The following is a 13652-nucleotide window of genomic DNA, read 5'->3' as shown; positions in this document are numbered from 1 at the left end:
CCACAACGCCTGATGTTCGTGCTGTATGACGGCTTCCAGCCGCTGGACCTCGCCGGCCCGTGGCAGGCCTTCAGCTCGGCCAACGAAGAAGCGGGCCGCCAGCTGTATGCCATGAACACCATCGCGGCATCGCCGGTTGTGAGCACTTGGGAACAGGGCCTGCGCATGCAGGTCGACGGCACCTTCGAGGACGACGGCGACGCGTCCATCGACATGCTGCTGGTGCCCGGCGGCCCCGGCGTGGACCGCGCCGCGGCGCACGGCGAAACCCGCGCCTGGCTGCGCCGCCGCGACGCCGGAACGCGCCGCACCGCCAGCGTCTGCACGGGCGCATTCGTGCTGGCCGCCACCGGCCTGCTCGACGGCCGCGCCGTCACCACACACTGGCGCTCGGCCGACCGCCTGCGCCAGCTTTACCCCGCGCTGCGTGTCGACGACGACCGCATCTTCATCGAAAGCGGCAAGTACTGGACCTCCGCCGGCGTCACCGCCGGCATCGACCTGGCGCTGGCGCTGATCGAACGCGATTTCGGCGCGGCGCTGTCCCAGCAGGTCGCGCGGCGACTGGTCGTCTTCATGCGCCGCAACGGCGACCAGCGCCAGTACAGCCAGACGCTGCGGCTGCAAGACCGCGTGGCCGCGCCGTTCCGCGAGCTGATCGAAAAAATGGAGGCACGGCTGTCGGCGCGCTGGTCGGTGGACGACATGGCAGACGCCTGCCGCATGTCGCGGCGCACCTTCCAGCGCAAGTTCGCAGCGCACTTCGGCGTCGCGCCAACCGAAGTGCTGCGGCGTCTGCGCGAAGAACGCGCCGGTGCCTTGGAGAGCGTCGGGAAGATGACAAGGAAAGCCGTTGAGCATCACGTAGGTCCGGTGCATAGGCGGCCGCGGCAATAGCGGGAAGGCTGCGTCAGCGGCGATAACGGCAAGGCGGTGTCCGATCTTCGTAGGTCGCCCGACGCCGCGGTCCCCGTGGGCACGAGCGCCCACGATTGCGGTCCGGAGCCTTCGCTCCGGACTTCCCCTTCGTCATCTTCGTCCAGGCCTTCGGCCTTCCCTTCAGATTCCCTCGGGCGCATCGACGGCGCTCGTGCCCACGGGGACCACGACGCCGTGCTGCTAGGGTCTTTGGTTTGAGGCGCTGCAAGACCCGTGGTCGGGGCAGGAAATCTGCGGGGCCGCCGGGTTGCTGCCGCCCGGACGGCGGCAACCCGGCATCGGGTCGGTGGGACGTCGTGGCGGTGCACGCTTGCGCGCTGATGGTGGTTGGTTTGCTAGTGGCTTGTCATCACAGAGGGAGGGGCGGTGATGGGCGGCGCGCGTCCACGGCCAGCCACAACCTGCCGACCCGTACACGCGCCGCCCATCGGGCACTTGAGTTCAATTGACGATTAGGATCGGCTCCGCCTGAAGTAGCGAGAGCGTCTGCCGCTGCCGGTGTCTGACACCCTCGGGAGATGAACTTGGTATGACGCGAATCTCGCCCGGGTGTCAGGCACCTGACGCAGAAGCCGCCACGCGCGAAGCGTCATCGCCACGACGCAAGACACCGCGTAAGCCCCCAAAGGCCGCCCGCGCGGCCGGCCGGGGGCGGGCACCGCAAGACGCTTCTCTCTCACCCCGCCGTGGGCAAGAACCTAAAGAACCCAACTCACCCCAGCGCCCGTGAAGATTCAATCACCAGAGCCCGGTGTGGCGTGGGCCTGGGGTGGGCGGGGCGTTTAGATGCGCCCGGCGGAAACCGAAGGGAGCCGAAGGCGGACGAGGTTGAGCACGGGGCAGTCCGGAGCGAAGGCTCCGGACCGCAATCGGAGCCCCGCCCACCCCAGGCCCACGCCGCACCGGGCGTCCAAAGAACCCAATCCTCCATCAGCAACGGCCATCCAAGCTACCCCACCACCCCCACCGACACCCCCCCGCAAACATAAAGCACCTGCCCCGTCACAAACCCCGCACGCGGATCCAGAAACATCGCCACCGTATGCGCCACCTCATCCGGCCGCCCCACCCGCCCCACGGGAATCGCCGCCTCGAGCGCCAACGTCTTCGGCGCCCCCGGCGGATTGGACTGGTTGAACAGCTCAGTCGCGACCGGCCCCGGCGCCACGGTGTTCACCGTGATGCCATCGCCCGCCAGCTCCAGCGCCCAGGTCCGCGTCATACCCGCCAGCCCCGCCTTGGACGCCCCATACACCGACCGCCCACCCTTCCCCAACGCGGCCCGGCTGCCGATATTCACGACACGCCCGTACTTCGCCTGCCGCATCCCCGGCAACAGCGCCTGCATCAGCAAAATCGGCGCGGTCAGGTTCAGCGCCATCGTCCGCGCCAGTTCCTCCTGCGTAATGTCCTCGATATTGGCAACCTGGATCATCCCCGCGTTGTTGACCAGATGCAGCACCGGCTGCTGCGCCGCCAACTCACGGCCCGCAGCGACTGTCGCCGCCGCGTCGCAAAGATCCACCGAGCGGAAGGTCTCGCCCGGCAACAGTGTCTCGGGCGACGTACGGCTGAAATTGACGACCTGAAAGCCGTCTTCGATCAGCCGCGCCACGATGGCGCGGCCGATTCCCCGGCTAGCGCCGGTGACAAGAGCGATAGGTGGATTCATTGCGCTTTGATTCCCTGGTCCTTGATAAGTCCGCCCCACTTCTTGCGTTCGGCGGATTCGAACGCGGCCAGATCCTTGCCGAACAGCGTGCCCGGCTTGGCGCCCATGGTGGCGAAATTGGCGGCGATGGCCGGCGTCGCCAGGCCGCTGCGCGCCGCATTGATCAATTGCTCGACCACCGGCGCGGGCGTATTGCGCGGCGCGTACAACGCAAACCACGCCGTCACGTCAAAACCCGGCAGACCAGACTCGGCAACGGTAGGCAAGTCCGGCACCGACGGATCGCGCGCGGCCGACGTCACCGCCACCCCGCGCACCAGATTGCCGTCCTTGATCTGCGCCAGCGCGCCCGGCAGGTTGTCGAACAGCAGATCCACCTGCCCGCCCGCCACCGCCGGCAGCGACGCCGACGTGCCCTTGAACGGCACGTGCAGCATCGTCACCCCCGCCATTGCCTCGAAGTACGCCCCCGTCAGGTGCACCGACGAACCGATGCCCGGTGACGCATACGTCAGCTTCTTGTCCGTCGACTGCTTGGCCGCCTTGATCACGTCCGCCACCGTCTTGTAGGGCGACTTCGCGCTGACGGCAATGACGTTAGGCGTCGTAGACACCAGCGCGATCGGCACCAGGTCGCGCTCGGGGTCAAACGGCATGTTGCCGTAGAGAAACTGGTTGATCGTCTGCGTGCCGATCGTGCCCAGCCCCAGCGTGTAGCCGTCGGCCTTCGCCCGGGCGACGTAAGCCATGCCGATGTTGCCGCCCGCGCCCGGCTTGTTTTCAACCAACACCGTCTGCTTCAGCCCCGGTTGCAGCGCGTTGGCGATGGCACGGCCAAAGAGGTCCGCGCCCCCGCCCGGTGGATACGGCACAACGACGGTCACGGGATGCTCGGGATAGCCTGCGGCGTGGACCGCGGGCAGCGCCAGAACGGCCAGCGCGGCAAGGGCGAAGCGCCATCCGGCGCGCGGATGCGGCAATTGCGTCATGGTCTCGTCTCCTTTCGAACCCGCTGATTGCGGATTTCTTTTTAAAGTACGTAAATACGTACTATATTCATAAGAACATAGAAGACCGACAGGAGACAAGCAGATGAAACGCTGGACGCAACGCCCCGAAGGTTCCACCTGGGGCGACTTCGGCCCGGACGACGAACTGGGCCGCCTGAACCTGCTGACCGAGGAAAAGGTCCTGCAGGCGGTACGCGAGGTCCGCGCCGGCAAGGTCTTCTGCCTGTCGCTGCCGCTGGACCTGCCCGGCGGCAACGTGCTCAATCCGCGCCGCCACGCGCCCACGCTCAAGCCCACCTTCCGCGAAGGCACGCCGTACCTGAACTTTGCGATGTCGCAGGTGCAGCCCGAAGCCATCGACGTGCTGTCGGACGATCAGGTCACGCTGTCCATGCAGTATTCGACGCAGTGGGACGGCCTGTGCCACGTGGGCGCCATGTTCGACATCCAGGGCGATGGCCAGGCGCGCCGCGTCTACTACAACGGCTACGCCGCCGGCGTGGACGTGTTTGGCGGCGCCGATCCGGACAACTCGGAAACCGCCTGCTGCCCGCCCGGCGGCTCCTATGCGCGCAAGCTCAGCGTCAGCCGCTACGCCGAAAAAGGCATGCAGGGCCGCGGCGTGCTGGTGGACCTGGCCCGCGCCTTCGGCCCCGGCCGCACGATCGTCGGCCATGAGCAGCTTCAGGCCGCCATGCGCGAGCAGGACGCCCTGCCCGAGCCTGGCGACATGCTCGTGCTGCGTACCGGCTTCGCGGAAGCCGTCGTGGCCATGAATGGCCAGCCCGATCCGCACCGGCTTGAGCAAACGGGCGCGGTGCTGGATGGCGCCGACCCCGCGCTGCTGGACTGGATCACGCAATCCGGCATCGCGGCCATCTGCGCCGACAACTACGCGGTCGAATCGTATCCGGCGCGCACGTCCGGCCCCGGCCATTCCATCCTGCCGCTGCACCACCATTGCCTCTTCAAGCTGGGCGTGCCGCTGGCCGAGCTTTGGTATCTGAAGGATCTGGCCGACTGGCTCCACGCAAACAGCCGTAGCCGGTTCCTGCTGACCGCGCCGCCCTTGCGCATGCCGGGCGCCGTGGGTTCGCCCGTGACGCCCATTGCCACGGTCTAAGCCATGCCCCTGCCGTACTCGACGTTCTCCGACCACCTGGACGCGCTGGCCGCCCGCAAGCCCGAGGCCATTGCGCTGATCGACCGCGACCAGCCACTCAGCTTCGCAGACCTGCGCACGCGCAGCCTCGCGCTGGCGGCGGGCCTGTCCCGCATCGGCGTGCAGCCCGGCCACCGCGTCGCCGTCTGGCTGCCCAATTGCACGGCCTGGGTCGAATCCTTTCTTGCGTGCGCCCATCTGGGCGCGCTGGTGCTGGCCGTCAACACGCGCTTCCGGTCGGTGGAGGTGGCCGACATCCTGGGTCGCGGCCGCGCCGACTGGCTGGTGTACTGGCCGGATTTCAAGGGCATCGACTTCCAGGGCATCCTCGATGGCGTGGCGCCGGTGGATGTGGATCAGTTGCAGGGCGCGGTCGCGCTGGCCGGACCCGACGAACTTCCTCCGGCATCGCTACACGGCAAACCGGTGCATCGGTACGACGCGCTGCTGGCCTGCGCCGACCCCGCACCCGTCGCGCAAGCGAATGCCGGCGTGTTGTGCTTCACCACCTCCGGCACCACGTCCAAACCCAAGTTCGTGCTGCACGATCAAAAGACCTTGCTGCGCCACGGCGCGATGGTCGCGCAGGCGTTCGGCTATGACGACCGGGCCTGCGTGCTGGCCAGCGCGCCGTTCTGCGGCGCCTTCGGCTTTGCGACGCTGGTCAGCGGCCTGGCGCGCGGCGTACCCGTCGTGTGCGCGCCCGTGTTCGATGCCGCCCAATCGGCGCAAGCCATTGCCCGCCATGCCGTCACCCATACCTACGCCAACAATGAGGCGCTGGTCGGCATGATGCAGGCCGCCGCGCCCGGCGGGTTTTCATCCGTGCAATTGTTCGGCTTTGCCAGCTTCACGCCCGCGCTCGACAACATGCTGGACCTGGCCCGCGCGGCCAGCGTGCCGCTCACGGGCCTGTACGGTTCCAGCGAACTGATCGCGCTGGTGGCCGGCCAGCCGCGCGACCCCGCCGACGGCGACGTGTCGGCCCGCCACCAGCCCGGCGGCACGCTCATCTACCCCACCGCCCGCGTGCGCGCCCGCGATCCCGAAACCGGCCAGGTCCTGCCGCACGGCCAGTCCGGCGAAATCGAAATCCTGTCGCCCAGCCTGATGCAGGGCTACCTGGACAACCCGGACGCCACCCGCGCCGCCGTGACGGACGACGGCTACTTCAAGACCGGCGACCTGGGCTACACGCTGACCGACCGCCAGTTCGTGTTCCAGACCCGGATGGGCGACTCGCTGCGGCTGTCGGGCTTTCTGGTCAATCCAGTCGAAATTGAACAGGTCGTCGAGACCCTGCCCGGCGTGCGCGCCTGCCAGGTGGTGGGCGCGACGCGCAACGGCAAGATCGTGCCCTACGCCTTCGTGCTGCTGCAGGAAGGCGCGCAGGCCGACCCGGCCGGCTGGACCGCGGCGTGCAAGGCGGCGATGGCCGGCTTCAAGGCGCCGGCGGGCTTTACCGTGCTGGACGCCTTTCCGTCGGTCGAGAGCGCCAACTCGGTCAAGATCCAGAAGCACCGGCTGCGCGAGATGGCGGACGCTATGCTCTCGACTTCCGAGTCATAACCCTCCGCCCCGCCATGCCCGCCCGCAAGCTTTTTTCGCGCAGTCCCCAGCCGCTTTACCTGCAGGCCGCCGCGCTGTTTCGCAGCCACATCCAGAACCGGACGTGGCGGCCCGGACAGCAGATCCCGCCGCTGGAATCGCTGATGGAAACCTACGGCATCTCGCGCGCGACCATCCGCCAGGCGTTCGGCCTGCTGGAAGAGGACGGCCTGATCCGGCGCTCGCGCGGCTCCGGCACCTTCGTGAACGCCGAACTGCCGGAAACGCCCACGCTGCTCATTCCCAAGACCTGGGCCGAAACCGTCGAACTGAGCAATCAGCTCGGCACGGTGTCGCTGGTGGAATCCAGCGCCGATTCGCCCCTGCCCGACACGCTGGGCATGCCGTGCGGCGCGGACCGCAGCGGCAGCTTCCAGTACCTGCGGCGCATTCACACGACGGACGCCGGCCCCTTCTGCTACAGCGAAGTGTTCCTGGACAGCGGCCTCTTCCGGAAGCACCGCGCACGCATCCAGAAAAGCACCGTCGCCCCCGTGCTGGACCAGTTCTACGGCGCGCGTATTTCCGAGGCGCGCCAGGTCCTCAATGTGATCGAGGCTGGCCAGGAATCCGCGGAGTCGCTGCAGATTCCCGTGTCCTCGCCCGTAGCCGAGCTGCGCCGCTATGCCTGCATCGACGGCCGCGTGGTGTATTTCGCACGGCTGGAGTTTCCGTTCCGCAAGGTGCGGATGGAATTCGACCTGCTCACCAGCCGCTGAACACGCCGCCCAACCCGCCCGAGGAGACCACCGCCCCCCATCATCGACCGCCGCCGTCCGAACACACAGGGTGCAGCAGCAGATAAAACCTACAAAGCGCCCGCCATATCCGAAAAGAATCCGGCATACAGGGAGACAACCATGAGACATGCCGACAGGACCCGGATTTCAATGCAGTGCCGCAGCACGTTCGTTCGCTTGTTCGCCACGACCGCCTTTACCGCGACCGCCCTTGCCGCCACCGGCGCGCACGCGCAAGCGCCCGCCCCCGCCGTTTCCGACGACGTGGTTCGGCTCGGTCTGATCCTGGACATGAGCGGCGTCTATGCCGACGTGACCGGCAAGGGCAGCGCCACCGCGGCCGAGATGGCGATTGCCGACTTCGGCGGCACCGTGCTGGGCAAGAAGGTGGACCTGCTGGTGGTGGACCATCAGAACAAGGCCGACATCGCCGCCGCCAAGGCGCGCGAGTGGTACGACGTCCAGAAGGTCGACGCCATCATGGACGTCGCCGGCTCCGCGCCCGCGCTGGCCGTGCTGGAGGTGGCGCGGGAGAAGAAAAAGATCGTCGTCTTCAGCGGACCGGGCACCGAGCGCATCACCAACGATCTGTGCTCGCCGTATTCCGTGCACTACACCTACGACACCTGGTCGCTGGCCAACACCACCGCGCGCGCCACCGTCGAGCAAGGCGGCAAGAGCTGGTACTTCCTGACGGCCGACTACGCGTTCGGCCACACGTTGCAGGCCTCGGCCACCGACGTCGTGAAGGCCAACGGCGGCACGGTGCTGGGCGCGTCGCGCCACCCGCTGGGCTCCAGCGACTTCGCCTCGTATCTGCTGCAGGCACAGGCCAGCAAGGCGCAGATCGTGGGCCTGGCCAACGCGGGCGGCGACACCGTCAACGCCATCAAGGCGGCCAGCGAGTTCGGGCTGACCAAGGGCGGGCAGAAGATGGCGGGCCTGCTGCTCTACATCAACGACATCCACGCCATCGGCCTGGACGCCGCCGCCGGCCTGACGCTGACCGAAGCCTTCTACTGGGACATGAACGACCAGACGCGCGCCTGGTCGCAGCGCTATTACGACAAGCTCAAGAAGATGCCCAACATGAGCCAGGCGGGCACGTACTCGTCGGTCATGCATTACCTGAAGGCAGTGCAGGCGGCAGGCACCGACGAGCCCACGGCGGTGATGAAGCAGATGAAAGCCACGCCCATCAACGACTTCTTCGCCACCAACGGCCGCATCCGCGAAGACGGCCGGATGGTCCACGACATGTACCTGTTCGAGGTCAAGAATCCGTCGGAATCGAAACGGCCGTGGGACTACTACAAGCTGGTGGCCACGCTGCCGGGCGATCAGGCCTTCATGCCGCTGTCGCGGTCGACCTGCCCGCTGGTCAAGAAGTAACGCGGCGGGCGATCCCGCGGCGGGCGTTCCCGCGGCGGGCGGCATCCGCCGCGGGTGACGCGGGTGACGCCCGCCGCGTTATCCTTGCCGCTTTGCCTTTCGCCGCTCCGACATGCCGCAACGCGCAGCCCGCATCATCGAGGGAACCATCGACCAGATCCGGCTCGCAACGCCGGTCCACCGAAATGACGTCTTCCTGCGGATCGGCGCGGAGACGATCTGGGGTTCCGGGCTGGACCCCTCGCATATCGCCCAGCTGCGCGCCTTCCACGACAAAGGCACGGCCGTGCGCATTGGCGTGCTGGAGGCCGAGCATGGCCTGAACCGCTTTTGCTGGGCCGTGCCCGCACAGGGCCAACCCATTGCGCCGCTCACCTACCAGACCGCGCAACGGCGCAGCGGACGCGAGGCCGCCATCTGCGGCGCCGTGGGCGTGGTCGCCCTCGGCGCGGCGTGGCTGTCTGGAATAGCCACGCTGCCGCGCGTCTTCCTGATGGTGTTCGCGCTCGCGATCGCGCTGATGGCGCTGGTGCTTGCCGCGAATGCCGTGCACGTCCTCTGGCACAACCGCCGCGAGCGGCCGCGCATCCTCGCCAGCGAAGCCCAGTTCGATCCCACCCGGCGGCCAGCGGCGGCGAACACCGCACCCGCCGCCCCGCCGCTGCGGCAGCAACCGGCCGCATTGACGCAGGATGGCGATCCGCCGCTGCTCCTGATCCGAGGCCAGCTCGACGGAATCACGCATGAAACGCGGCACGTGCACAAGGGCCCGACCTACGGCCACTATCGGTTTTCCGTCCAGGACCGGCAGTTCCTGATGACGGTCGATGAATCGCTGGGAAGCTGGCAGCCGTTCCTGGCGCAGGACGATCATGTCGAGATGGCCGTCAATGCCCAGCCGGCGCCGGACGAACCGCATGCGGTGTATGCCTTGCGCAATCAGGAAGACGGCCGCGCCTACATGTGCCATCTGCGATTCCGCGCCAATCTCGGCCGCGACACGCCGGTCGGCGTCGGCATGAACCAGCGCGCGCCGATGCTCAAGGCCATCGGCGGGTTGATGCTTGCGGTCTGGCTGTTTCTCATTGGGCTGACCTGGTTCATGGATGCCGAGGCGTTGCAGGGAGATTATCCGGAAGTCGCGCTGTTCATCCTGGGCATGTTCCTGCTGGTGTGGCTGTGCTTTGCACTACCGCTCCTCTGGCTGGACATGCGATGGCGCATGGGCCGGCCGACGCGGCGCCAGCGCATCACCGAACGCATCTACGCGCTGCTTGATCTGGGTACGCCGTTCGCGCCGAAGCAACGCATTGAAGAGGTGTGAACGGACCCGCGTATCCTTGCGGGATGCCTGACTGCCGCCGGAGACCCGCATGACCGCCCCCGCCCCACGCCCCATCGCCGCCACCATCGCCGCCGTCGTGCGCGACGGCCACGTGCTGCTGGTACGCCGCGCCAACCCGCCCGATCAGGACCGCTGGGCGTTTCCGGGCGGCAAGATCGACGCGGGCGAATCCCTTCCTGACGCCGCGGCGCGCGAACTGCTGGAGGAAACCGGCGTCACGGCCGAGCCGCTGCACGTCTTCGACGCCGTCGACGTCTTCGACCGCGACGACGCAGGCGCGCTGCGCCGCCACTTCATCCTGATCGCGGTGCTATGCCGCTGGGTATCCGGCGAACCGGTCGCGGGCGACGACGCACGCGACGTGCGCTGGGTCTCCCTGGCCGATCTGGACGCCCACGCACTGGCCACGAGCTTCGGGGTGGCGGAACTGGCGCATAAGGCTGCCGACCTGATGGCGGCGCGCTAGGCGCCGGAAATGGCGCGCGCCTTGACCCACAGAAACATCGGAATGCGTGACCATTGCGCCATCTGCGCATTGCCGGCCGTGTCCGGCTTCGGTTCGCGCAGTGAGACGATCGCCAGACCTGCGGCCTCCAGCGCCGCCATGTAGTCCTGCAGCGGCAGCGACCATCCCGCGAAGTGCATGGCCAGGCCGTTGCGCGATTCCACGCCTTCAAAACGCTCGCGGCCGTAGTAGGCGCCGTCCACCACGAACGGCGCATCGGGCGACGCGTTCGCAAACCGGCCACGGTCGCGGAACGGGTGCACCAGCGAAATGAACAGCGTGCCGCCCGGCGCGAGCACACGCCGAGCTTCGCGCAGCGCGGCCGGCACGTCGTCCACGTCCATCAACACGTTGTAGGCGATCACCAGATCGAAGGTGCCGTCGGCAAATGGCAGCTGGGCGGCAGGCGCCACCGCGTAGTCATCGGCGGACTGCGCCGCGCGCGCTGCATCGACCATCGCGGTCACCGCATCGGTGGCGGTGACGCGATACCCCAACGCGCGCGCTTCGCGGCTGATGCGCCCTTCCCCGCAGCCGATCTCCAACGCACGACGGCCGTCGCCTGCGCCCAGATAGTCCACGAAGCCGTCGCGGTACGCCCAGAAAGCGTCGTGCCCCGGCGTGCCCGCCCACGCAATCCACTGATCCGCCACCGCCGCCCAATGCGCGTGGTCGGGGGTCTGCTCTGCCATGTCTCCTCCCTTGCAGCCGGCCCTGCGCCGGCGCCGGCCTACTATACCCACCCTTGGCGTCTGTCCGCGACGGTGTCAGACACCGTCGCACCAGCGAGCACTCCCACCCGTCACGAAGCCTTCCGCCCAGTAAGTTAAGGTGTAGCCCCACACCCCTTGTCTCTTCATTCCTGGAGTACCGAATGACCGGATTGTTCATCGTGGTGGCGGCGCTGGCGTTTCTGATGCTGGCGGCGTATCGAGGCTACAGCGTCATCCTGTGCGCGCCCGTTGCAGCCATGGGCGCGGTCCTTCTGACAGACGCTTCAGCGCTGGCGCCTGTGTTCTCGGGCATCTTCATGGAGCGCATGGCGGGCTTTGCCAAGCTCTATTTCCCCGTGTTCCTCTTGGGCGCCGTGTTCGGCAAGCTCATCGAGCTATCGGGCTTTTCACGCGCCATCGTGCAGGCGGTGCTGCGTCTGATCGGCGCCGAACGCGCCATCGTGGCCATCGTGCTGGTGTGCGCGGTGCTGACCTACGGCGGCGTGTCGCTGTTCGTGGTGGTGTTCGCGGTCTACCCGTTTGCCGCCGAAATGTTCCGTCAGGGCGACATCCCCAAGCGCCTGATGCCGGGCGCGATTGCGCTGGGCGCCTTCACCTTCACCATGACGGCGCTGCCCGGCACGCCGCAGATCCAGAACATCATTCCCACCACGTTCTTCGAGACCACGACCTGGGCCGCGCCCTGGCTGGGCCTCATCGGCGCCGCGTTCACGCTGACCGCCGGCATCGCCTACCTGGAATGGCGCCGCAAACGCGCCGCCGCGGCTGGCGAGACCTACGGCACGGACCTGCGCAACGAGCCCGCGGCGCCCACTGGCGAACGGGACCATCATCCGCTGATCGCATTGCTGCCGCTGGTGGTCGTGGGCGTGATGAATTTTCTGCTGACACGCTGGATCCCGGGCTGGTACCCGGCCGGTTCCGAAGTCGACCTGCCCGGCCTGGCCAAACCCCTGCCCGTCAACGCCGAGGAACAGGTGGCGCTGTGGGCCGTGATGGGCGCGCTGATCGCGGGCATCGTCACCATCCTGCTCTTCTCGTTCCGCGCCATCAAGTCGCATTTCGCCGAAGGCAGCAAGAGCGCCGTGTCGGGCGCGCTGCTGGCGTCGATGAACACCGCGGCCGAGTACGGATTTGGCGGGGTCATTGCCGCGCTGCCGGGCTTTCTGCTCGTTGCGCAGGCCCTGAAGGCCATTCCCGATCCGCTGGTGGGCGAAGCCGTCGCGGTGACGACGCTGGCCGGCATCACCGGTTCGGCATCGGGCGGCATGAGCATCGCGCTGGCCGCGATGTCGCAGACCTTCATCGACGGCGCGCTGGCGGCGGGCATCCCCATGGAGGTGCTGCACCGGGTCGCCGCGATGGCGAGCGGCGGCATGGACACGCTCCCGCATAACGGCGCGGTCATCACGCTGCTGGCCGTCACCGGCCTCACGCACCGCCAATCCTACGGCGACATCTTCGCCATCACGCTGATATCGACGCTGTCGGTGTTCCTGGTGATCGGCGTGTTCTACCTGACTGGCATCGTCTGATCGAAGGCGGCGGCAAACACCCCCGCCAGCCACTGCGTGAACACGCGCACCCGCGCCGGCACCTGCCGGTTCTGCGGCGTCAGGACCGAAACCGGCATGGGTGCGGGCGGCGCGTGGGGCAGCACGATCTTCAGGTGCCCCGCCGCCAGTTCGCGCTCGACGCGGTAGCGCGGGACCTGCACCAATCCCAGGCCCGCCAGCGCCGCGCTGGTATAGAGCTCGGCCCCGCTCACGCTGACGACGGCACGCGGGCGCACCTGCACGCAGCGCCCGTCCACCAGAAAATCCAGTGGCACGGCGCGGCCCGTCACGCTGGACACGTAGTCCACGGCCAGATGGCGTTCCAGCGCCTGCACGGTGTCCGGCACCCCGTGGCGGGCCAGATAGGCGGGGCTGGCGACCGTCACCTGCGGCATCTGCGCGATCGTCCGGCCGGCCAGCGTGGAGTCTTGCGGCACGCCCGCGCGCAACACGCAGTCCACGCCTTCGCGCACCAGATCCACCAGCCGGTCGTCCTCGCCCAGGTGCAAGGCGATGTCGGGATAACGCTGCAGAAAGTCCGGCAGACCGGGCATCACGAAGAACCGGGCCAGCGTGCCCTGCGCATTGACCCGCAGCAGGCCCTTGGGCGCTTTATCAAGGAAAGCGGCGTCGGCCTCCTCCAGGTCCGCCAGCAGCCGCACGCAGCGCTGGTAATGGGCCTCGCCGTCGTGCGTCAGCCGGACCTGCCGCGTCGTGCGGTCGAGCAGCCGCGCGCCCAATCGGGCTTCCATGCGCTTGATCAGGTTGGTGACGGTGGCGCGCGGGATGCGCAGGTCGTCCGACGCCTTGGTGAAACTGCCCCGCTCGGCAATGCGCACGAACACCTGCATTTCCTGAAATCGATCCATGCCCTTGGCCCGCTATCGTTATCGCTATTGTTAAAGCAAATGAAATTATCTTAGCAAAGTGCGCGTAATTATCTTTGGATCGGAATAGTCGATCATTCCTCTCACCCATCCAACAAAAGG

12 protein-coding genes are annotated in these 13652 nt (G+C 67.7%); 8 read left to right on the top strand and 4 right to left on the bottom strand.

The features are described from left to right. The first annotated feature begins 9 nt into the window (after window positions 1-9). Window positions 10-897, top strand: coding sequence for a GlxA family transcriptional regulator (locus CLM73_RS10470; RefSeq protein WP_418904947.1), 888 nt, complete (start codon window positions 10-12; stop codon window positions 895-897). Window positions 898-1888: 991 nt separating this feature from the next. Here CLM73_RS10470 and CLM73_RS10465 read toward each other — a convergent pair. After that, complete coding sequence (locus tag CLM73_RS10465; protein ID WP_105238371.1) at window positions 1889-2611, bottom strand: SDR family oxidoreductase; 723 nt, start codon at window positions 2609-2611, stop codon at window positions 1889-1891. After that, window positions 2608-3600 (bottom strand): Bug family tripartite tricarboxylate transporter substrate binding protein, encoded by a 993-nt coding sequence (locus CLM73_RS10460; RefSeq protein ID WP_105238370.1) that lies wholly within the window; start codon window positions 3598-3600, stop codon window positions 2608-2610. Before CLM73_RS10460 ends, CLM73_RS10465 begins: the two co-directional genes overlap by 4 nt. 103 nt (window positions 3601-3703) lie before the next feature. On the opposite strand from CLM73_RS10460, the gene CLM73_RS10455 reads away from it, so the two are divergent. The 6 genes from CLM73_RS10455 (at window position 3704) to CLM73_RS10430 (ending at window position 10334) form a co-directional block, all read left to right on the top strand. Then, window positions 3704-4744 carry a cyclase family protein gene (locus CLM73_RS10455; RefSeq protein WP_105238369.1) on the top strand — a complete coding sequence of 347 codons (1041 nt, stop codon included), beginning with the start codon at window positions 3704-3706 and terminating at the stop codon, window positions 4742-4744. A 3-nt stretch (window positions 4745-4747) separates the two neighbouring features. Beyond that, window positions 4748-6352: an AMP-binding protein gene (locus CLM73_RS10450; protein ID WP_105238368.1), complete on the top strand. Its 1605-nt coding sequence runs from the start codon at window positions 4748-4750 to the stop codon at window positions 6350-6352. Window positions 6353-6366: 14 nt separating this feature from the next. Beyond that, window positions 6367-7110 (top strand): GntR family transcriptional regulator, encoded by a 744-nt coding sequence (locus CLM73_RS10445; RefSeq protein WP_105238367.1) that lies wholly within the window; start codon window positions 6367-6369, stop codon window positions 7108-7110. Window positions 7111-7281: 171 nt separating this feature from the next. After that, window positions 7282-8523, top strand: coding sequence for an ABC transporter substrate-binding protein (locus CLM73_RS10440; RefSeq protein WP_199778321.1), 1242 nt, complete (start codon window positions 7282-7284; stop codon window positions 8521-8523). A 112-nt stretch (window positions 8524-8635) separates the two neighbouring features. Continuing rightward, window positions 8636-9847, top strand: a complete 1212-nt coding sequence (locus tag CLM73_RS10435) for a hypothetical protein (protein ID WP_105238365.1) — start codon at window positions 8636-8638, stop codon at window positions 9845-9847. Window positions 9848-9896: 49 nt separating this feature from the next. After that, window positions 9897-10334, top strand: coding sequence for an NUDIX hydrolase (locus tag CLM73_RS10430; protein WP_105238364.1), 438 nt, complete (start codon window positions 9897-9899; stop codon window positions 10332-10334). Here CLM73_RS10430 and CLM73_RS10425 read toward each other — a convergent pair. Next, the gene (locus CLM73_RS10425; protein WP_105238363.1) at window positions 10331-11065 is read right to left on the bottom strand and encodes a class I SAM-dependent methyltransferase; all 735 of its coding nucleotides are present in this window, start codon (window positions 11063-11065) and stop codon (window positions 10331-10333) included. The genes CLM73_RS10430 and CLM73_RS10425 overlap by 4 nt on opposite strands. Window positions 11066-11247: 182 nt before the next feature. On the opposite strand from CLM73_RS10425, the gene CLM73_RS10420 reads away from it, so the two are divergent. Beyond that, window positions 11248-12642, top strand: coding sequence for a GntP family permease (locus CLM73_RS10420; RefSeq protein WP_105238362.1), 1395 nt, complete (start codon window positions 11248-11250; stop codon window positions 12640-12642). On the opposite strand, the gene CLM73_RS10415 is transcribed toward CLM73_RS10420, so the two are convergent. After that, window positions 12621-13532, bottom strand: a complete 912-nt coding sequence (locus CLM73_RS10415; protein WP_105238361.1) for a LysR family transcriptional regulator — start codon at window positions 13530-13532, stop codon at window positions 12621-12623. The two genes, CLM73_RS10420 and CLM73_RS10415, sit on opposite strands and share 22 nt — an antisense overlap. Window positions 13533-13652 lie beyond the last annotated feature (120 nt).

The sequence above is a fragment of the Achromobacter spanius genome (assembly GCF_002966795.1).
In the GTDB taxonomy this organism is placed as follows: domain Bacteria; phylum Pseudomonadota; class Gammaproteobacteria; order Burkholderiales; family Burkholderiaceae_B; genus Achromobacter; species Achromobacter spanius_D.
The sequence above is the reverse complement of the archived record's forward strand: the minus strand, read 5'-3'. Positions and strand labels throughout refer to the sequence as shown.

Excerpts from the sequence above, each read along its gene's own strand:
- CLM73_RS10465 (WP_105238371.1), bottom strand. The coding sequence starts at position 2,611 with ATGAATCCACCTATCGCTCTTGTCACCGGCGCTAGCCGGGGAATCGGC.
- CLM73_RS10460 (WP_105238370.1), bottom strand. The coding sequence starts at position 3,600 with ATGACGCAATTGCCGCATCCGCGCGCCGGATGGCGCTTCGCCCTTGCC.
- CLM73_RS10455 (WP_105238369.1), top strand. The coding sequence starts at position 3,704 with ATGAAACGCTGGACGCAACGCCCCGAAGGTTCCACCTGGGGCGACTTC.
- CLM73_RS10450 (WP_105238368.1), top strand. The coding sequence starts at position 4,748 with ATGCCCCTGCCGTACTCGACGTTCTCCGACCACCTGGACGCGCTGGCC.
- CLM73_RS10445 (WP_105238367.1), top strand. The coding sequence starts at position 6,367 with ATGCCCGCCCGCAAGCTTTTTTCGCGCAGTCCCCAGCCGCTTTACCTG.
- CLM73_RS10440 (WP_199778321.1), top strand. The coding sequence starts at position 7,282 with ATGCAGTGCCGCAGCACGTTCGTTCGCTTGTTCGCCACGACCGCCTTT.
- CLM73_RS10435 (WP_105238365.1), top strand. The coding sequence starts at position 8,636 with ATGCCGCAACGCGCAGCCCGCATCATCGAGGGAACCATCGACCAGATC.
- CLM73_RS10430 (WP_105238364.1), top strand. The coding sequence starts at position 9,897 with ATGACCGCCCCCGCCCCACGCCCCATCGCCGCCACCATCGCCGCCGTC.
- CLM73_RS10425 (WP_105238363.1), bottom strand. The coding sequence starts at position 11,065 with ATGGCAGAGCAGACCCCCGACCACGCGCATTGGGCGGCGGTGGCGGAT.
- CLM73_RS10420 (WP_105238362.1), top strand. The coding sequence starts at position 11,248 with ATGACCGGATTGTTCATCGTGGTGGCGGCGCTGGCGTTTCTGATGCTG.
- CLM73_RS10415 (WP_105238361.1), bottom strand. The coding sequence starts at position 13,532 with ATGGATCGATTTCAGGAAATGCAGGTGTTCGTGCGCATTGCCGAGCGG.